Genomic DNA, 19,764 nt, shown 5'->3' with positions numbered 1-19,764 from the left:
GAAAGAGTCAGGAACAACTGAGCGCTGATACTGGGTTCTGGCCAGATTTCGCCCCATTTTTTTCAGTTTCACCAAGTGCTTTACCCAGCGAAGGAGGTGCTTTTGATACAGGTGGTTGCACCACTGTTTTGTCTTTAGACAATTTACGTAAATCATCAAGAAACTTGTGAGTAATATCTGCACTTTTCATTGGTCGAACCGAATCATAAGCACCAAAGGTCTCCAACTCGTTATCAGTCTCCGATATCTTAAAATCCGTCGAGCTGGCATTGCTGCCATGTTTTACAGCCCGTTCATGGACGGCATACTTGCTTTGCATATCTGCCAGAATTGCTTTTACCAATATCGAATTGAGCGAACCATCATTAATTGCACCTTTAGTTAAAATCATCGCCAGAATATTGCTGCGTGAATAGCCGAATTTCTTATCAAAATACGTGGGTACTTCCTGATCCCTTACTTTCGTGGTTACAAAAAAGCTCGCAAACTGTGCTCCAATACTGGCCGGTTCAAGATACTTTTTGACACAATCATCAATAAACTTTCGGAAAGCCTCTTCGGTTTTAAACGAGTCTACCCATTTGTACATGGCATTATGAAAATTAGAAACAGCACTTACACTTCGACTGTGAATAAATTTTTCATTGGTTCTGGAGTAGGTCATAATTCGCTGTGTGTATGCAGCACTGTTAAATACTTTTGTATTGATGGCATGTCTGACACTGGCAAGATTGCAACCCACCTCGTCCTGAAAATCGACAAGCATGCTGTTAATCAGATTATTGACCAGATGGGTATTCAGAGAAGTAGTCTCATGGCCCCCCTCGCTAAAAATCCAGGCCAGTTTTTCAGAGCCTTTCAGGCGCGTCGTTTTGATATAATTCAATACACTGGTTGCACGGTAACGATTAGTGAACCAGCTGAAAGTGCCAGGGGTATAATTACGCTCAATAATCTCCGCTATAAAATTAGTTAAAGCCGAATCACCATTCTTCCCGCTAATCTCATCCTGCTCATCCGCCCAGGCAAATAATTGCTTAAAGCAAGCATCCATGACCTGCGGATCGACATGCGATTTTAATTTAATATTGGATTGTGTTTCTTTGTTACCATATAAAGGCAAATCATCTCGACTGATATACCTCGACCACTTCATGATTGGTTTGTAGCGGTCTATTTTATCCAGTATATTTGTAAAATCGGTCGCTTTACCTGTAGTTCCCAAATGATCCAGGATGCTCTTTTCATGCTTATTAACGGTGTCTTGCATCCTCTCGAGAAAAACCGCATTCGTTCTTTCGCTTAAATTTAGAAGATCCGTACGGAAATAAGTATCGGCTATGTCGTGAAGCTCTTTGTGGAATGCCCTGATTTCCTGTAAGGCAAGATATTCAGGATTATCTGGTCTGCAATTGACGCTGATCTTCGATAAGTCAGTAGCCTTTGACAGCAGTTGCCAGGACTCTGTTGCAGTGGACTTATCCAATTCCGGCAAATTATCGTCAATGGAAGGCAATGTTTGCTGGCTAAGCTGGGTAATAATTGATCTTTCCAGATTATCCAGGCCCAGCAAAATTTGATTGACATGAGGCAAAAATGAATCTCGCCAGATTTTATGGAAACGTTTGGAAATTTTCTCGTCATCATATTTACAAAGATCACTCATGCAATAGGCTGGACACATAGCCTCCATCTTTTTAAGTTTTTCAAGAGGCTCATCCGCCGCAGTAAGCTTTCGTTTCTGAATTTCCTGTATTAACCGGGAATGGTTTTCCACAGCTTCTGCAGTCTTCTTGTTTTGAGCTGCAGTCCATTCTTTGATACGCTGGACAACCTTGGGCTTTTTCTCCAGAAATGTATTAAAACTGGGAACCTTAAGCTGCCTTCTGTTGGCTTCACTCCCAGGATACCCGACTACCGCACGGTATAATTCATCATACTCCTCCTGAGTCACCGCAAGCATGTGATTAACAAATGATTCTTTATCAGTGGTTGCATTAAACAGCTTACTGTTTGCCGCCTCCAGATCCTCTATTTTTTTTCCGGAAAGACTTCGATAATCCAATGGCTCATCGCCAAGATATTCAGTCAGGCGCGACCGTAACACATCAGGATCATAAGTTAATAATTCATAGGTAAACGCCTCAAACATCTGCTCTTTAAATTCTTCACTACCTGCAAGATCACGAAAAGCAGTGGTTGAGCGGTATTTTTTTAATAAATTAAAATTTTCGGGATAACTATTGGCTGGCCAATGCGTTCTTCCCTCTACAACCGGTAAATCAGCAATTTGCGCGCTGGTAACACGAACCACATCCGGGTTGGTTACCATATCGATAGCTCTTGGCCCGCGAATGATTTTGCTATAGCGGTCATGGCACATATCAAAATCAATACCACCAAACAGGCTAAGATTGTCCGGATGTCTGTCTTCATCCCCGATGCGCAGCCAGGCGGCAAGTTGTCTTGCGACATTTTTCTCCAGCAAGGTCTGCATTGACGGATCGACCCACATTTTCTCGATGGCGTCAGTCGGCACATCATCCGTTATTTTAAGCAGAGGCTTATAGTTTGGAAGATCAAATGAAACCGTACCCACAATCTGGCCGTCGCGATAAACCAGTCGCTCCTCAGCCATAAACTCACCCATCGACAGGCGCAGAGACACACTACTCGCTACAGAATATTTTGCCAGCAAGACTGGATAAAGCTCATTATCGACTGGCTTGAAAAACCCTTTCTTGATTGAACCATCAGTGTCCAGAAATTCAACGCGGCTTATCGTATGACCAGAAGTTGGAACGGGCGTTCCTGAGGTGGTAAATGTTAACTGATTGTGTTGAAAGGCCTTCAATGGCAGCGACATGGCTCATCCTTAAAATTTCTGTGCAATGCAGAATATTCATATTAAGCAGAAATCTTGCCAGAATTCAATAGTAGATTGCTTATTAATTAACCTTATGTAGGGTGTTCCAGAATCAGAGTGCAAAAAAAGATCAAGCTAAGATTGAAATTTATTCAACCCAGAAATAATTATATGAATAATAAGGATTTCGTGTCGGCGTCAGTCTTTATAACAAATGAAGAAGGAATCCATTTCTCTACAATTTATTCGCAACTCCCCCCCCAAGTACGTCATCCTGAGCGTAGCGAAGGATCTCCTGAATCTGGCTCAGTTCCAAGCAGTCTGAGATCCTTCGCTACGCTCAGGATGACGTATCTGGGGAGTTACCTTTTATTCTGAGTATTCTCTGAAGATGACTCAATTTCATCTCTTACCTTTTTACTTACCGTTTGTGCTGTTTCCCTTGAACGCGGAGTGCTGAAAAAGGTCCAGTTTCCGGTGTGTCTATGGTGAATCAGGTTTGGTATGCCAATCAGCAAGATACTAAAAAAGTTTGCAATAATCCTCATTCCCTGACGATAGGCTTTACGGCTATCACCTTCCAGAGCATCAAGCAATGGCTTTTCAGCTTTTTCCAGACGCTTATTTAGCTCCTCCCTGGTCCTTGGACTGGCGTCTCCGGTCAGGCTGTCATGTAAAATGCCATACAGCGCCTTTCGATAGTCAGCTTCATGAGATAGCATCTTCTGGTATTTTTGAGGATTGGTCTTTTCAAGACGCTTGCGCATCTGCTCGCATTGTTCTTCAATAAACATTGCAATTCTGAAAAACTTTTGACTGGTGGTATCTTGCCCTTTTAATAAATCCAGTATTTTTTGCTCAAGTTGCAAGCTTTCCAGATGTTTTAGTGTGGTCATTTGGACATGCATCTGAGAGAGGGGCTTGGCTAATTTCTTTTTAGCATCAGTGTCCGGCTGTAAATTATCCGGTTTACTCGCAGCAATGGCTGTAAATGCCTCTTCTATCAACAGTTTTTGGCCGGAAGGGGGTAAATTATTAGAAAATATTTCCCTCAGCAGCACTTTAAAGTCATGAGATTTTGCATCGCTTCCCACTGCCAGACTTGAGTAACGTACATTTCCAGGTACAACACGCTGCAAATTGGCGATTAACTGCCTCTGCAGCTGGGCCTCTGGTTTCAAAAGCTCATGGCTCAATAAGTTGTTTCGGGCAAGATTCACAACGGCCTGCAGGAAACACTTGCGCATTTCAGCATTCGGTTCTGCCTGAACCGCAGTTTGCAGCTCTGCGGAAAAAGGCAAAAGCAGGTTACGAATGTCATTTGCAGTATAGGGCACGTTATGGCCCTGAAATAGACTCAGCAGCTGGTGCTTTTCGGGATCGATACCGATGGCCATGATATCACCTGCGCCTATCCCTTTGTCGAACAGCCGCATTAATTGCTCTGCCAATTGGGGATAGACTTGCAGTTGATCAACTAAGCTAATGAGATTAGCTTCTTGTGTTTCATGCCTTAAAAGAAACTGCAGTAAACGAATCTCCGACTCATTCTTTAATCGCGGCAATACAGCCAGCGGATTATCGCCGGGATAAACAAGATAACATTGTGCAAGTGACGCCATTGCTTTTTCATTTCTGGGCCCGGTTTCCAGAATCTTTGGCTTGATCTCTTCCAAAAATACCTGGGTTTTTTGCAGGTGGTCAGCTAAGTCTTTTCCTTTCAGCGCATTGATCTCAACCATGCGTTTTAACAGGCGTAAATAGTCAATGTTGTTCTGATTGGCATAGAAATGATCAAACTGTCCCTGGTTGCTTAACCATAGCATAATACTCACTTTGGCAATCTTGTCCTGGTCCGGTGAGTTCAATTCGCTAATGAAGGGTTTCAATCGCTGAAACTGCGCAGGATCAAGCAGTAATTCAGTGTAGGTTTCAATCCCGTTTTTTTGCAAGAGGTGAATTGCCTGATGAAGCGCTTGATCGTCTGCGATGCTATAAAACTGATCTCGCTCCATTGTCGTGGGTTGACTAGCCAGCACTGAGGGCAAATAATAGCAGCCGTGCATTTTATCGAGATAAAACTGCAGATCATTTTCTCCATCACGAAGACGGTTTAAAATCACTTTTGCTTCACTATCATTGCGAATACTGTGCAGACAATTCTGTATCAGCGGGGATTTACTCGAACGAAGAAATGCGGCGATTATGGTTTCCTTAGTTGTGCTACTCAGGCTTTTATCCAGGGAAGACCAAAGTGTTTTAACCTGATTACAGTTTTCGCGGATCTCATCTGGAGTCTTGCCCAGCATGTTCTCTTTTATATAGCTAATCAGCGCCGGAAGAAAAGCAGCTGTGGAGTAGCCGGAATATAAATGAGACAGATTGGCAGAGTCTAAAAATAATAATAAAACCCCTCGCTGGGCCGCTAGAGTCTTATTACTTAATTTAGTCAGCGCAGCCAGTTGCTGATAAAACGGATTTTCCTTCCTAAGGCACTTTTGCATTGAGGCGACGCTTCGATATCCGACCAGGCCAAGCTCTTTAATTGCCTTCAAGCCCGGATTAGCAATTGCTTTATCGACATTAGCCTGCAAACTATCTAATAATTCTGTATTCTGCTCATAGCCCCCTCTATCACTTGCCAATTGCGTGAACTGTTCGATGATATCGCTATCAGGGTGGACTTTGCCATTTCTCAGAAAGATAGCCTGCAGGATATTACGGACCAATGGATTGTGAATAATGGGTGCGTCCTCAGTCCCTATCAATGGGGTCGCTCCGGCTTCAACGGAGCTTACCTGGATGTTGGCAGCTGAATTCACTACTTTAGGTTCAAAGCTGCTCATAAAAAGGACTTCTCGTTCCTCAGGTTTTTTATTGGTGTTTTTAATGATACCGGCTAACCATTGGCCAGGATCATCCTTCCGATATTCAAGATGGAACGCGGCAAGTTGCCCATCTTTATCAACAAAACCGAAGTCTATCGATGCCAGCTTATTGTTGGCAAAATTCTCAGGATCTTCCTCTGCCTTTTTCAAAGGATGTTCATACACATTGGCACCGAACAGCATCTTTAATACTGCGCCAAACATGTTACCCTGGGTATAAAATTCATGATCGCTTTTTTCGGAATCCTTCCATGTTTGAAGGTGGAGCAGGCATTCCTCAAGGGTGCCCATAAAAGTAGAGCGCTCGAAATCGGGCTCGAGGGTTGAAATATTTGTTCCACCTCCAAGTACGAAATCGCTTCCGAAGGCGGTGAACACTTCATTATAGGTTCCTCTAATCAGATATGGAGGCATCGCTATTGGCCACTAGTAATTAAATAAACTATGATTATACTCTTATTTAAGTACAAATACTGATAATACAGTGTAAATATTGTTACTATTTGAATAATTTATTGTAAAAATTTATGAATTTTAATCTTATTGGCTGTGGCCGCCTGGGAAAACAACTCGCTTTTGCCCTTATTTGTTCAGGGCAAGGCAAATTGCACTCTGTGTATAATAAGCACTATGAATCCGCCGTGAATTCCGTCAGTTTACTAGGCGAGGGAGATGCGATAAGTGAATTACAGGCGCTTTCCCGGGCGAGTCTGCATTTCATTACTACTCCTGACTCAGTAATCCCGGAAATTGTCCAACAGCTGCAGCATTATGAGCCTATTCTCAAAGGCTCTACCATTATCCATTGCAGCGGCGTATTATCATCGGCCATTTTATCCCCCTTGCGTGCTCTGGGCTGTCATATTGCGTGTATTCATCCATTAAAACCTTTTCCTCATCAGGCGCTCAATGCAGAAATTTTTAAAGATTGTTATTGCAGTATTGAGGGAGATGAAAAAGCGGTAGAAATTATTTCACCCTTATTTGTAAATCTTGGCGCTAAATTATTCAGCATTGAGGCAAGTCAAAAAATGCTTTACCACAGCGCTGCTGCAATTGCCTCAAATTATCTGGTGACAATTGCCCATGCAGCTGAACAATGTATGCGTGAGGCAGGGGTTGAAAAAGAAATAGCAAAGGAAATTATTGTTTCCCTGATGCAAAACAGCCTGTTTAATGTCCGCAATGCCAAGGATTTGCCTCATGCATTAACTGGCCCAATCGCTCGTGGTGACGAAGAAACGATACGCCAGCACCTGCAATCTATGCTCGATCCGGTGATTGAATCATTCTATCGTAAAGCAGGGCTGGCTACTTTGGCATTCGCGCCCTTATCAGAAGAAAAGAAAAAGAGTCTGCGATCGATATTGGAGGACTAGCGTTGAAACAGTCAAAAGGCTTTCATTTAACATACTGTTTGCTCTTCACATATAGGACTTTTTTTACTGTAGCAACCATCTGTTTAGCTTCATCATAAATCGTGACTGTAAAAACCGGATTTATTTTTCCTTTGGTTAAGGCTTCCTGGCGAATTTGCTCAATCTCTTCATCGCTTAATTTGAACTCGGCAAATACCCTGCCTTTTCCTGGACTGAGATACTGAATTTCACCTTGCTGATCCCAGACAATAAAATCCTTGCCCAGCCGTTGTAAGAGCATAAGCATAAAAAAGGGATCGGTCATCGAAAACAGGCTGCCGCCAAAATGAACCCCTACATAGTTTTGATTATACCAGCGTAATTTAAGCGATACCCGAATGTAACTATAATCAGCCTTTATTTCATCAACGTGAATCCCAGCGCCCCAGAAGGGAGGCCAGAGATTCATAATCCAGCGTAATTTGCGGGCGGTAAGTTTCATACTGCGGTCTCGTTCGAACGAATCACTTCGAGAGAAGTGACTGCCTGCAATCCACGCGGCAAGCGGTTACCGCGGCGTCCGCGCTCAGCACGATAATGATTCAGATCGACCGGCTTAAGGGTAAAATGCCTTTTTCCTGCATGAACAGTTAACTGATCGGCTTCACAAAGCACTTGAAAATCAACGATGAACTCTTCCCGCGCACTTGATTTTGCACTGGGGATGCTAATCATTTTATTGCCTTTACCCTTAGTTAAAATTGGCAATTCTTTTGCTGAAAAAATAAGCAGGCGGCCAATATTGGTCGCACAGGCAATCAGATCATTCTCTATATTATTTACCGGTCTTGGTGACAGAAGACGGCTATTCTCAGGCAATTTGAGACAGGCCTTGCCATTGCGGTTTTTGACATACAGCTCACCAAGCTGGGTGATAAAACCATAACCCGCATCGCTGGCGAGCAAGATGTAGTTTTCTGCTTCCCCGGAAGTCACTGCCTCGAACAGCATACCGTCAGCGGGATTTAGCTTGCCAGTCAGCGGCTCACCCTGGCCTCTGGCAGAGGGCAGCACATGCCCAGGCAAGGCATACACCTTTCCTTCACTATCAAAAAACACAACCTGCTGATTACTGCGCGCATTGGTTTGCGTCTTGAATCCATCACCCGCCTTGTAGCTCAAATCCTGGCCATTCACATCATAGCCTTTGGCCGCCCGCACCCAACCTTTTTGCGATAAAATGACGGTGATTGGCTCATTCGGAAGGATATCCTCCTCTTTTAAAGCCTGTGAATCCTGACGCTCCATTAAAGGAGAACGTCTTAAGTCGCCATAGCTGTCGCGATCGGCTGCTATTTCAGTTTTAACCAGATTTCGCAATTTCCCTTCGTCGGCTAATAAGGCCTCGATATGATCGCGCTCTTTACATAAGTCCTTGAGCTCAGCCTGCAAGCGGATTTCCTCAAGCTTGGCCAGATGGCGCAGCTTCATTTCCAATATGGCCTCAGCCTGCCTGTCGCTTAAAGAAAACCGCTTCATCAACGCCAGTTTAGGCTGATCTTCCTCACGGATAATGCGAATAACCTCATCAAGGTTTAGATAGGCAATAATCAAACCCTCAAGAACATGAATGCGCTCAAGAATTTTATTCAGACGATATTGCAAACGCCGGGTTACTGTTGCCAGACGAAATACCAGCCATTCCTTCAATAAACTTAAGAGATCTTTAACCCGGGGTTTGCCATCCAGGCCAATCATATTGAAATTGACCCGATAACTGCGCTCCAAATCGGTGGTGGCAAATAAATGAGACATCAAGCCCTCAACATCGACCCGATTCGACTTGGGTATAATAACCAGGCGAGTGGGATGCTCATGATCTGACTCATCGCGCAAATCCTCAACCATGGGTAATTTCTTTTGCTGCATTTGAGCCGCTATCTGCTCAATGACGCGCGCTCCTGATACCTGATAAGGCAAGGCATGAATAACAATCTGATGTGCTTCCACATGATAAATAGCCCGCATTTTCACTGAGCCCTGACCCGACTCATACATAGACCTTATTTGCTGTGGCGGGGTAATAATCTCAGCCTGGGTTGGGAAATCGGGGCCTTTGATATGCTGCAAAACATCATCAAGTTCTGCCTGCGGGTGTTCCAGCAGATGAATACAGGCATTGGCTACTTCTATCAGATTATGCGGTAAAACATCAGAAGACATGCCCACGGCAATCCCGGTGGCTCCATTTAACAGCACATTGGGCAGGCGCGCCGGCAATAAAGCGGGCTCCTGCAAACTGCCGTCAAAATTATCGACCCAATCTACAGTGCCCTGCTGTAATTCCGAGAGTAGTAATTCCGCATAATTGGAAAGCCTGGCCTCGGTATAACGCATCGCAGCAAATGACTTGGGATCATCAGGAGAACCCCAGTTTCCCTGGCCGTCAACAAAAGGATAGCGATATGAAAAAGGTTGCGCCATCAGCACCATGGCTTCATAGCAGGCCGAGTCGCCATGAGGATGGAACTTACCTAATACATCCCCTACCGTCCGCGCTGATTTTTTATGTTTGGCAGTCGCTTTCAGGCCTAGTTCAGACATCGCATAGACGATACGACGCTGAACAGGCTTCAGCCCATCCGCCAGATGAGGCAGTGCTCTATCAAGAATCACATACATTGAGTAATCGAGATAAGCTTTCTCGGTGAACTCAGTAAGCGGCTTTTGCTCGATGTTATCAATTGCTAGCATAATTTAGAGTTTCTGGTTACTGTTTGAACAAATGATCGTTGACCACTATTATAGCCGGTTTAGCTTGCGCTTGATAGCTGAGTGAACTTTGAGCAAAAGATGGGGAGAGGTATTGAGTGATACTGCCATAAGTGAGGAATTTTGTCCTTCCCGCGAAGACGTTGCTGCGTGAATAGGACTAAGCAACCAACCTGTCGTCTTTGCGAACAAAGTGAAGCAATCCAGTTCGGAATTTGAACAAAGTTAGGAGTTGGATTGCTTCGCTAACGCTCGCAAAGACAGTTGTTTGTGCACATATCTTTATTTACTCAACAACGCCTTCCCGCGAAGTGGGATCCATTCCTCGATTGGCATTATAGCTAGCTCAGAGATATATCCCTTAATTTCACAAACGAAGTGCAACATCGTATATACTCGGTGTTGCTATGGGAAAACAATACAATCAGCTCTCGATGGAGGAGAGATGTAGAATATCCATTCTTCAAAGAGAAGGCTATTCACTCCAAAAGATTGCGACAGCTCTGGATCGCTCGGCATCTACAATATCTCGAGAGTTGAAAAGGAATATAACCAAAACGAAAGGCTATGATGCGAATTATGCTCAAGCCCAGACGAGAGCTCGCAGATGGACAGGGGGCAAGCTTGAGCGCCGACCTGAATTGCGAAAAGCTGTGTTAGACCGCCTTGCTATGGGATGGTCTCCTCAGCAGGTCGCAAAAAGGCTGGCGCGAGAGCAAGGATGCAATGTTATTTCTTATGAGTCAATCTATCGTTTCATTTATCAGCAAATCAAACGAACTAAAGACTATAGTTGGAGGCATTATCTTCCCAGCGAACGGTATCGGCGTCGAAGCAAACTAAAGAGAAAACACTCCTCTACCTCATTTATTAAAGACAGGGTTTCGATTCATGAGCGGCCACGACACGTAGCAAACCGCAAACAGATAGGCCATTGGGAGGTTGATTTAATGCAGTTTTCTAAACGAGGAGGCGCTCTTTTAGTCGTTCACGAACGGTATTCCCGAGTACTCTTTTTATTCAAAATACAAACAAAGGAAGCGAAGCCTATTGCAGAGCATCTTGTTAATTTTTTTACCCAATTACCCATTAACATGGTTAAAACGGTCACTTTTGACAATGGCACGGAGTTCTCAGAACATCACCAGTTAACACAGCATCAAGTTAGAACCTATTTTTGTGACGCCTACTCACCCTGGCAAAAAGGGGGCGTGGAGAATGCTATTGGAAGAATACGACGCCACTTGCCAAGAAAAACCAACTTTGAAGACATTAATGAAATGGACTTGCAACAGATTCAACGTTTTTATAATTTGACTCCAAGAAAATGTTTAGGGTATAAAACTCCAGCAGAAATTTTTTCTAACAAACTGTTGCACTTCAAATGTGAACGCAGCTCCCCGCCTTCGCGGGGAAGATAGTTTAAAATACAACTGAGCTTAACTTAATGGCAGTGAAGCTCGACTTATTGGCCTAACCCCATGCGAATTAAACCGGTTCGAGAGTCGGCATCGGCGTTTTCAATCACGGTTTTCGCATTATCCGTAAGCAATTGAGCTCCATTCAGGCTGCGTTTAAAAAAGCCGCTATGCTGGTAAGCATACTGATGAATCTCCCTAACCAGATTGATATCATCCATCCGGTCCTTGTATTTTAAAGTGAGTTCCGCGGCAAATTTGGAGCGTGAGAAAGGTCTCTCAGCAATATGCTGTCGAATATCCGCTCTTGTCAGCGTCGGATGCTGGTCTACGAAGTTGCTGGACTTGAACCAGGAGGATTGTCCTGCGTACAGGGCCTGATAAATTTTCTTAAACGCCGCGACAAAACGCTCATTCTCTGCCGGCACCAGTTCAGGGTAAGCCGCTTCCCACAGTAATTCCAGCTCCTCTGCTTTTAATACATTGGCTGTTTTGGCAGCTTCATAAGCTGCTGTATAACCCGCCGCCTGTGGATTAGAGGGCGCCATCTTTGCGAAATGAGGCAGCAAATGCCAGTGTTTTAACTCGACCGCCAGTTCTATTGCCGTTTTATTCTCATATTTTAACAGCAATGCGTCATTATCTGAGAGCGGGTTATATCGGGCAGTCAAAGCGATTAGAAACTTTTCCTGATTTTCCTGTACAGCAATATGAAAAGCGTTGATAGCCCCGCTCTCAGCTTGCTCATATCGCCATTCGGGATTCGCCCCTTTTGCTAGTAAATCACCAGCCAGTTCAAATTGCTTGCATTGGGCGGCCCATAACATGGTGGGGCTATATTGCTGCCTGTCGGCTTCGTCTGTCTTTTCTTTTGTTAATAGCTCTACAACTTCCCAGTTCTCAAGAACTGCCGCCAATCGAGCCGGAGAAAGACCGTAGGGGTTTTGCAAGGTCCTGGCTGTGCAGCGGGACAAATAGGGCTCGGCCGCAAAAGTGAGGATAGCTTCCTTATTGCCTCTTAAAATGCCCAGATGCAGACGGCTTATCTCCTGCTTTCCCTCTTCTTCATATAACCACAAGGTTCCTGGCGGCATGGCAGCAAAAATTCCATTTGCAAGCTCAGTCTGATTATCCTCCTCAGCCCGAAAAATTACTTCAGCAAATGCCTGAGTATCTTTAATAGTATTGAAGTCATTAATTAGGGCTTCCACCAGATACCATTTCTTGAAATGAGCTGCCAAAAGAATAGGGGTATACCCATTATCAGTGGTCTGACTGCAACTGGGCTGGATACCCGGCAATGCCAGAAGCTCCTGAATCCACCTAAGGGCTGCCTGCTTTTTTTCTTCTGAAGAATTGGGGTAAGGAGCATGGATGGCCGCATAATGTAGAATATTCCATCTGCCGATTCGTTCCTGCCTGGAGACATTGTTTATTTTCAATAAGCGGATAGCCAGATCCATTTTTCCAGCTTTGGCGGCCAAAAGGGCTGCCTGTCCAAACCGCTCAGTATCTCCCTTACTGACTTCGGAGATGCAAGTAAATGCTGCGACTTTTTCCCAGTCGCATTTTGCTGCGAAAAATACAATCGGAGTTTGGTTTTCGGAATTGATTTGGCTTAACTCTGCCTTATCTTCTAATGTTTCCAGCATGTTTTTTAATTCTGCAACTGATTTTGCACTGAATAAAGGCATTAAGTTTCTCCGCAGATGGGTATAGAGAGCATTTGGTGGGCTATTTTTGCACAAAAATAGCTATGAATCAATATTTAAACAATCAGGCATTGGATGGATGCCTCAGACAAACCCTGAGAAATCTCCTCATTTTTTCATTCACCTTATCAGGCCAAAATGACTTTAAATAGTGTCATTTCCGCGTAGGCGGAAATCCATCTTGCAAACAAAGTTAGGAATTACCTTGAGGAATAGATTCCCGCCTATGCGGGAACGACAGATAGTAGAACTTTTTGAGCAATTGTTAAGTTATCCCCTGACTATATAAATAATGAGGGGAACCATCAGGGACAACCCGAGGCACTTAGGAGGGCAGAATGACTGAGAAAACAAGGATTTGTAGAAGGCCGGACTCAGGCTATTTCTGATAATCGTTTTGCAATTCTAAAGGCATCATTGCCTGAAGTCTTTCATACAGATCCAGTAAATCCGCACAGAAAACCTGAAACTGCTGGCGGGTTTGCCACAGTTCGTAATTTACTCCCTTACGAAAAGCCAGTTGCCTTGATAACATTTTGAACAGCTGTAAGTCCTGACTGGAAAAACTGAGATCCTGATTCATCTCCAGAAGCTCAATCAAGGTTTTATTTTGTTTGACCGGACGATGAACGTGCAGCAAATAAGCCTGCAGGGTCAATTGAAACGCAATATACATTAAAGAACTGATTGGGTTTAAATTATCTTTTATATGTTGTCCTTCAATAAAATCATCGCGTAAATTACTCATCAAATGATCAGCCGCATAGGCATGCTGAGTAGCTATTTTTAACAACTCCAGTGGCGAGTAGTAATGTTTATCCATTAGATGCTCAATTTGATACAATGCTCAATTAATCAGAACGCGGATTCTGCCAGATGTTTACTGAAATTGCGAGTACAGATAATAGTTCCCTTCCCTGGTTCCTGGGCGCATTAAATTTGCCGCATCGCCTGATTCAGGGACCACTGGCGGGCTTTAGCTGTTCGCCCATGCGGGCTTTATTTTACCGTTACACACCTCCAGCCTATTGCGTCTCGGAAATGATTTCAGCGCATGATGTTATTTACAAACATAGCGGGAAAAACCGCTACCTGCATCGCGCACCGGATGAAAACAAATTATGTTATCAGCTATCGGGAAATGATGGGGATTTAATGGCAAAGGCTGCAAAAAAACTGGAGATTCTCGGGGCTGATCTGATTGATATTAACTGCGGTTGTCCAAAAGCTAAAATCAGAAAACGCGGTGCCGGAAGCGCCCTTCTGGAGACACCCGATCATTTAGTTCGTATCGTAGAAAAAGTACGCGATGCGCTTCAATGTCCATTAACGGTAAAAATCCGTCTGCAGAATACTGACTCTGATCTCGCCTTAGTCCAGGCGCTGGAAAAAACCGGCATCGATGCTCTGATTGTACACGGACGGCGCTGGCAGGATGATTATGATGTAGCCTGCAACTGGCAGGCTATTCGTTTGATTAAAGAAGCAGTGAAGATTCCGGTCATCGCCAATGGCGATATTTGTGAAAGAAATTCTTTAGCAGCCGCCCTGGCAGCAACCGGCTGCGATGCATTCATGATTTCACGAGCAGGCACAGGCAAACCCTGGCTTTACCAGCATTTATTGAGTCCAAATGGCTTCGATGTTGCGCTTGAGGAGCGAATTGAATTATTCCTAAGGCATCTTGAAGAACTATCCTGGCTTGAAAATGAGTTTCAGGCCGTGCTGCAAAGCAAAAGCCTGATTCGTTATTATTTTCGAGAACTTGGATCAGTGCAATTACAGACCTATTATTCCCTGAACTCATTAACATCGATCAAAGAGTACATGACCAGGATGAATAAGCGTCTGACACCGTCTAGCGCAGACTACGTCCTCCATCCACATTCAACACCTGGCCCGTTATAAACTCATTTTTCACTAGGGCCAGAACTGCCTCGGCAATAAAATCAGGATGGCCATGGCGTTTCAAAAGGGTTTCAGCGATGATTTTCTGCTGCATCTGTTCTGATAAACTATTTTCTTTTTCGGGCCAGGCAATCGAGCCAGGAGCTACGGCATTGACTCGGACCTTCGGCGCGAATTCCTTCGCCAAAGCACGGGTTTGCATCAGGAGAGCCGCTTTGGTTTGACAATAAATCGCATATTCCTTCAGAGGGATTTCAGCATGAATGTCTGTAATATTAACAATCGCACCCTGCTGCTTTTTTAAATAAGGCAAGGCTGCCTGGCTGAGCTGATAGGGAACCTGTACATTCAGCTTGAACAGCGTATGCCACAAGCTTTCATCAAAGTTCTCAAAATGGTTTTTAGTAAACTGAGACGCGTTATTGACTAGCAGATCCAGCCGGCCTGCCCAGTTGATAACCGGCTCAATAAGCTGCTCGCCTTTTTCCAGGCTGGATAAGTTCTGACAAAAAATCTGTGCCGAAGCGGCTTGCTGCTGATTAAAATGCAATGCCAGACTATTCGCCTCTGCCTCCGATTGATGGTAATGAATAGCCACCCGATAACCTGCCTGATGCAAGTGCCCGGCAATGACTGCGCCGATGCGTCGGGCCGCGCCAGTAATCAATGCCACTTTTCTGACTTGTTTCCTGTCCTGATTCAAGGTATGTTCCCCCTTTTGCCTGTTAATTATGAATGTACCAACACCCTTAATCGCGCATCTCAGAAAGAATGAGGTCATTTCCTTTGCAGAATTTATGCATCTTGCTTTGTATTCACCGGAATATGGCTATTACACCTCCGCTCATCCCAAGTTCGGTGCTTCGGGTGATTTTATTACAGCCCCGGAGTTAAGTCCGCTTTTTTCACAGACCCTGGGCGAACAATGCCGGGAAATTTTAACGCATTTAGGTTCCGGTATCATCCTCGAGTTTGGAGCAGGCTCTGGTAAACTCTGCGTCGAGCTGTTGAAACAGCTGGCCAGAAAAGGAGCGCTGCCAGAAACTTATTATATTCTTGAAGTGAGCGGTCATTTACGCGAACGGCAGAAACAGCTTGTGCAGCAGGAAATTCCTGAGCTGGCTTCCAGGGTAGAATGGATTAGCGAATGGCCAAAGGCCTTTTCGGGGATTATTCTGGCCAATGAAGTTCTGGACGCCATGCCGGTTCATCGTTTTCTGCAAACCGACGAGGGCATTTGTGAAAGTTATATCGTCCTTGACGAGCAGGAACAATTGAAGGAAATCTTCAAGCCCTGCAGCAATTCCCGCCTGCTTACCTATCTGGGCGAAGTCTTGCCAAAAGAGTTTTCTCCCTATTTGTCGGAGGCTAATTTATATGTGGAAGGCTGGATTAGGCAGTGTGCCGCCAGTCTCGAACAGGGGGTTATGCTCTTAATTGATTATGGTTTTCCTCGCGCTGAATTCTACCATCCCGATCGAAATCAGGGCACACTTATGTGCCACTATCAGCATCAGGCCCATACCAATCCTCTTGTTTACATCGGCCAGCAGGATATTACTGCTCATGTGGATTTCACACAGATTGCCGAAGCGGCAATTGCAGCAGGCCTTGATGTGAGCGGCTATACCAATCAGGCTGCTTTTTTGTTGGGGAATGGTTTGCTAAGCTTACTGGAAGCGATTCAGGACGAAGGGCAGCGCCTGAGAGCCGCTCAAGCGGTTAAACAACTGATTCAACCTGATGAAATGGGTGAATTATTTAAAGTAATTGCCCTGTCAAAGCACTATGACGGAGACTTGGCGGGCTTTCAATTACAAGATAAACGAGCGAGCTTATAAAATGAGTAAATATTTGACTACCGTCGAATTGCAGAAAGAATCCATGAAATTTTCCGCAGGACACACCACCATATTTTCGGCCACCGAAAGAGAGCCCCTGCATGGCCATATGTATGGCGTGTATCTGGCTTTAACTACCTGGGTAGAAGAAAACGGAATGACCTTTGACTATCGCTACTATAAACAACGCATTCATAATCTCTGTCGTTTTTTGAATCAAACATTTCTGATGCCCCAGTATTCGCCGTTTCTTCAGTTTTCAGAAGATGAGGAATATTATTATTTTGTGTTTAACAAGAAGAAAATACCTTTCCTGAAAGAAGACGTCACCTTAATGCCTTTAACCAATATTACGGTAGAAGAATTATCGCGCTGGTTTGTTGAGGAATTAATCAAGGAAAAAGAAGAGCTGGACAGACACCGTATTGAAAAAGTCGTTGTAAAAGTGTTTTCAGCTCCTGGCCAATCAGCAAGCCATGAGTGGCAGCGGCAACACAGGCAGGCAAATGACTGAGGTGCTCAATGTTTGTATCCCCCATACCATGCGGGATAGTTTTGACTATCTGGCCGATGGGATACAGGCAGCATCCGGCTGCAGAGTCTACGTGTCATTTCGTAATAAAATCAGGCTGGGCATCGTAACCGGTAAGTCAGACTCAAGCCTGCCGGCAGACAAATTGAAAACCATTAGTGAATTGCTGGATGAAGAACCGATCATCAGTGACGAGATACTGAAACTTTGTCGTTGGATAAGTCAGTATTACCAATCCCCGCTTTCCGAGGTGTTGCCGCTGGCCTTGCCTAAAAAGCTGCGCGACGGGAAAAACTTAAAACCCTTAACCATCAGGCCATTGCTGCCCTTAGAGGAAAATCAGATCAGAAACCCTCTTTTGCTCAATGAAGAACAGGCACTGGCCGTTAAGGAAATTCATGCCCATCTTCACCATTACCATTGTTTTCTGCTTTATGGGGTAACGGGCAGCGGCAAAACCGAAGTGTATTTGCAAACCATCAGCAAAGTGCTTGCCCAGGGGCTGCAGGTCCTGATTCTGGTACCTGAAATTGGCTTGACACCGCAATTGCTGCGTCGATTTCAGGAACGTTTTGACTATCCGATGGCCGTTATTCACTCGGGGCTTAATGAAACCGAACGAAGCAAGGCATGGCAATTAGCTGCGGCACACCAGGTGGGGCTTGTGATTGGAACCAGAGCCGCTGTCTTTACCCCCATGCCTCGACTGGGCCTAATCATTATTGACGAGGAACACGACAGTTCATTAAAGCAAATGGAAGGTGTTCGTTATTCAGCCCGCGATACCGCTTTAATGCGTGCTCATACCGCCAATATTCCGGTTATTCTGGGTTCTGCTACCCCCAGTCTCGAAACACTTCACAATACCAGCCTGGGAAAATATACGAATTTGCCTTTACGCCACAAGGCGCTGAACCCATCCGCTTTGCAATTTCAGGTAATTGATTTGCGAAATACTCTGCTTAATCAGGGTTTAGCCCCGGCGACCCTGCAGGCAATTAAAGAACAGCTTCAGCAAAACAATCAGGTTCTTATCTTTATTAACCGCCGCGGTTTTTCTCCTGTTTTATTCTGCCAGCTCTGTGGATGGATAGCGGATTGTCCTGGCTGCGACAGCCATCTGACCTTTCATCGGCAGATTAATCGGCTAATCTGTCATCATTGCGGCTTTAATCAATCAGCGCCTCCGGGCTGCAGGAAATGCCAGAGCCCGGGACTTTTACCTCTGGGAACAGGTACCCAACGCCTGGAAGAGTTTTTGCAGGAAGAATTTGCCGATTATCAGATTATGCGGGTAGATCGCGATGAAGTGAGTCGAAAAAACGAGCTGAGCAAGCGGCTTGAGCTAATCACCAAGGGAGAAGCCCAACTCATTGTCGGCACTCAGATGATGGCCAAGGGACATCATTTCCCTAAACTTACTTTAGTGGTTATTGCCGATGCGGATGCCGGCTTTTTTCACCCTGATTTCCGAGCTATTGAACAGTTAGGTCAGCTACTGACCCAGGTTTCGGGGCGCGCCGGCAGAGCCTCCCTCGCTGGAAAAGTGATTATTCAGACGCATGTTCCGCAAAACCCCTATCTTAATTTGCTGATTAGAGAAGGCTATAACGCGTTTGCCGATGCCTTGTTAACAGCGCGTCAGCAAGCTGCTTTGCCGCCCTTTCACTACATGGCTTTAATTCGAGCCCAGGCACGTCATCCCGATAAAGTGATGGCGGCACTTAAGGAGATGAAAAAGCGTTTGTCTGCGTCTATGATTACGGTCCTTGGCCCGGCACCTGCCCCGATGGCGCGTAAAGGACACCAGCATCGCATGCAGTTATTGCTTAAATCACCGGCGAGAAAGCCCCTGCAAAATGCGTTGACCCAATTGCGGGAATGGTTAACAATAGATAAAACACATTCCAGCGTTCGCTGGAATATTGATATTGATCCCCTGGATTTATCATGACTCAAAAAAATAAAGTACATCAGCGCATTTTTTCCATTGTCTGGGGTGATATGGACGCCTTGGGGCATGTCAATAACGCACGCTATTTTGACTATTTTCAAGAGGCGCGGATTGAATGGCTGGCAACGCTGAACATTGATCTGAAAAAAAATACAGGACCTGTGGTTATTCATACCGCTTGTACCTATTTAAAACCGGTTATTTATCCCGCCACTCTGGTGCTTGACAGCAGCATTCACAGTATTGGCCGCTCAAGCTTTGTGATTGACCATGACCTGTTTCAAAATCAGGAATTAATGGCCCAGGGCATAAGCAAAGTAGTCTGGGTGGACTATAAGCTGAATAAATCAATTCCTATTCCTGATGAAGTTCGGAACTGTTTCAGTTAATTGTGCAGGGGGGAGTTTTCGCAATTATCTGTAGGTTGGGCCCTTGGCCTGAGGGATCGACTCGTTTTAAAAAAACTGGACTTGCATCCCATAACGTGATCTCATTGATTCCGACGAAAGACTCAA

Annotated in this window: 14 protein-coding genes; 7 read left to right on the top strand and 7 right to left on the bottom strand. The window is 44.8% G+C overall.

All coding sequences use genetic code 11. The annotated features are described in order from the left end of the window. Positions 1-7: 7 nt before the first annotated feature. Together E1O89_RS14755 and E1O89_RS14750 are read right to left on the bottom strand one after the other, a co-directional pair. Positions 8-2,866, bottom strand: a complete 2,859-nt coding sequence (locus E1O89_RS14755) for a hypothetical protein (protein WP_133140823.1) — start codon at positions 2,864-2,866, stop codon at positions 8-10. 362 nt (positions 2,867-3,228) lie between these two features. Then, positions 3,229-6,168 carry a hypothetical protein gene (locus tag E1O89_RS14750; RefSeq protein ID WP_133140822.1) on the bottom strand — a complete coding sequence of 980 codons (2,940 nt, stop codon included), beginning with the start codon at positions 6,166-6,168 and terminating at the stop codon, positions 3,229-3,231. A 113-nt stretch (positions 6,169-6,281) separates the two neighbouring features. Between E1O89_RS14750 and E1O89_RS14745 the strand changes: the two genes are divergently transcribed. Further along, positions 6,282-7,133: a Rossmann-like and DUF2520 domain-containing protein gene (locus tag E1O89_RS14745; protein ID WP_133140821.1), complete on the top strand. Its 852-nt coding sequence runs from the start codon at positions 6,282-6,284 to the stop codon at positions 7,131-7,133. A 22-nt stretch (positions 7,134-7,155) separates the two neighbouring features. On the opposite strand, the gene E1O89_RS14740 is transcribed toward E1O89_RS14745, so the two are convergent. Both E1O89_RS14740 and parC read right to left on the bottom strand, forming a co-directional pair. Next, complete coding sequence (locus tag E1O89_RS14740; RefSeq protein ID WP_112218771.1) at positions 7,156-7,614, bottom strand: DUF4442 domain-containing protein; 459 nt, start codon at positions 7,612-7,614, stop codon at positions 7,156-7,158. Beyond that, positions 7,611-9,866 (bottom strand): DNA topoisomerase IV subunit A, encoded by a 2,256-nt coding sequence (parC, locus tag E1O89_RS14735; protein WP_133140820.1) that lies wholly within the window; start codon positions 9,864-9,866, stop codon positions 7,611-7,613. The genes E1O89_RS14740 and parC overlap by 4 nt, the downstream gene beginning before the upstream one ends. 425 nt (positions 9,867-10,291) lie before the next feature. Between parC and E1O89_RS14730 the strand changes: the two genes are divergently transcribed. Then, positions 10,292-11,305, top strand: a complete 1,014-nt coding sequence (locus tag E1O89_RS14730) for an IS30 family transposase (RefSeq protein WP_133140819.1) — start codon at positions 10,292-10,294, stop codon at positions 11,303-11,305. A gap of 44 nt (positions 11,306-11,349) precedes the next feature. Here the strand turns inward: E1O89_RS14730 and E1O89_RS14725 are convergent, their stop codons facing one another. Next, on the bottom strand, positions 11,350-12,996 hold the full coding sequence (locus E1O89_RS14725) for an ankyrin repeat domain-containing protein (RefSeq protein WP_133140818.1): 1,647 nt from the start codon (positions 12,994-12,996) through the stop codon (positions 11,350-11,352). Positions 12,997-13,393: 397 nt separating this feature from the next. Next, the gene (locus tag E1O89_RS14720) at positions 13,394-13,837 is read right to left on the bottom strand and encodes a hypothetical protein (protein WP_112218680.1); all 444 of its coding nucleotides are present in this window, start codon (positions 13,835-13,837) and stop codon (positions 13,394-13,396) included. Between the two features lie 53 nt (positions 13,838-13,890). On the opposite strand from E1O89_RS14720, the gene E1O89_RS14715 reads away from it, so the two are divergent. Beyond that, positions 13,891-14,922 carry a tRNA dihydrouridine synthase gene (locus E1O89_RS14715; protein ID WP_133140817.1) on the top strand — a complete coding sequence of 344 codons (1,032 nt, stop codon included), beginning with the start codon at positions 13,891-13,893 and terminating at the stop codon, positions 14,920-14,922. On the opposite strand, the gene E1O89_RS14710 is transcribed toward E1O89_RS14715, so the two are convergent. Further along, entirely contained in the window at positions 14,873-15,625 is a 753-nt protein-coding gene (locus E1O89_RS14710; RefSeq protein WP_165483175.1) for a pteridine reductase, read from the bottom strand. The two genes, E1O89_RS14715 and E1O89_RS14710, sit on opposite strands and share 50 nt — an antisense overlap. Before the next feature lie 28 nt (positions 15,626-15,653). Between E1O89_RS14710 and E1O89_RS14705 the strand changes: the two genes are divergently transcribed. Genes E1O89_RS14705 through E1O89_RS14690 form a run of 4 tightly spaced genes read left to right on the top strand, consistent with a single transcriptional unit; the run spans position 15,654 to position 19,638 of the window. Further along, positions 15,654-16,763 carry a class I SAM-dependent methyltransferase gene (locus tag E1O89_RS14705; RefSeq protein WP_133140815.1) on the top strand — a complete coding sequence of 370 codons (1,110 nt, stop codon included), beginning with the start codon at positions 15,654-15,656 and terminating at the stop codon, positions 16,761-16,763. Between the two features lies 1 nt (position 16,764). Further along, positions 16,765-17,277, top strand: a complete 513-nt coding sequence (locus E1O89_RS14700; RefSeq protein ID WP_133140814.1) for a 6-pyruvoyl trahydropterin synthase family protein — start codon at positions 16,765-16,767, stop codon at positions 17,275-17,277. Continuing rightward, a complete protein-coding gene (gene priA / locus E1O89_RS14695) occupies positions 17,270-19,249 on the top strand; it encodes a primosomal protein N' (RefSeq protein ID WP_133140830.1) in 1,980 nt (659 codons plus the stop codon). The genes E1O89_RS14700 and priA overlap by 8 nt, the downstream gene beginning before the upstream one ends. Continuing rightward, complete coding sequence (locus E1O89_RS14690; RefSeq protein ID WP_133140813.1) at positions 19,246-19,638, top strand: acyl-CoA thioesterase; 393 nt, start codon at positions 19,246-19,248, stop codon at positions 19,636-19,638. Before priA ends, E1O89_RS14690 begins: the two co-directional genes overlap by 4 nt. Positions 19,639-19,764: the final 126 nt, after the last annotated feature.

The organism is Legionella genomosp. 1 (assembly GCF_900640215.1).
GTDB lineage: Bacteria > Pseudomonadota > Gammaproteobacteria > Legionellales > Legionellaceae > Legionella_C > Legionella_C quinlivanii_A.
The sequence above is the reverse complement of the archived record's forward strand: the minus strand, read 5'-3'. Positions and strand labels throughout refer to the sequence as shown.

Bases quoted from the DNA above. Each gene is read 5' to 3' on its own strand.
- E1O89_RS14750 (WP_133140822.1), bottom strand. From the start codon at position 6,168: ATGCCTCCATATCTGATTAGAGGAACCTATAATGAAGTGTTCACCGCC.
- E1O89_RS14745 (WP_133140821.1), top strand. From the start codon at position 6,282: ATGAATTTTAATCTTATTGGCTGTGGCCGCCTGGGAAAACAACTCGCT.
- E1O89_RS14700 (WP_133140814.1), top strand. From the start codon at position 16,765: ATGAGTAAATATTTGACTACCGTCGAATTGCAGAAAGAATCCATGAAA.
- priA (WP_133140830.1), top strand. From the start codon at position 17,270: ATGACTGAGGTGCTCAATGTTTGTATCCCCCATACCATGCGGGATAGT.
- E1O89_RS14690 (WP_133140813.1), top strand. From the start codon at position 19,246: ATGACTCAAAAAAATAAAGTACATCAGCGCATTTTTTCCATTGTCTGG.
- E1O89_RS14730 (WP_133140819.1), top strand. From the start codon at position 10,292: ATGGGAAAACAATACAATCAGCTCTCGATGGAGGAGAGATGTAGAATA.
- E1O89_RS14705 (WP_133140815.1), top strand. From the start codon at position 15,654: ATGAATGTACCAACACCCTTAATCGCGCATCTCAGAAAGAATGAGGTC.
- E1O89_RS14740 (WP_112218771.1), bottom strand. From the start codon at position 7,614: ATGAAACTTACCGCCCGCAAATTACGCTGGATTATGAATCTCTGGCCT.
- E1O89_RS14725 (WP_133140818.1), bottom strand. From the start codon at position 12,996: ATGCCTTTATTCAGTGCAAAATCAGTTGCAGAATTAAAAAACATGCTG.
- E1O89_RS14755 (WP_133140823.1), bottom strand. From the start codon at position 2,866: ATGTCGCTGCCATTGAAGGCCTTTCAACACAATCAGTTAACATTTACC.
- E1O89_RS14720 (WP_112218680.1), bottom strand. From the start codon at position 13,837: ATGGATAAACATTACTACTCGCCACTGGAGTTGTTAAAAATAGCTACT.
- parC (WP_133140820.1), bottom strand. From the start codon at position 9,866: ATGCTAGCAATTGATAACATCGAGCAAAAGCCGCTTACTGAGTTCACC.
- E1O89_RS14715 (WP_133140817.1), top strand. From the start codon at position 13,891: ATGTTTACTGAAATTGCGAGTACAGATAATAGTTCCCTTCCCTGGTTC.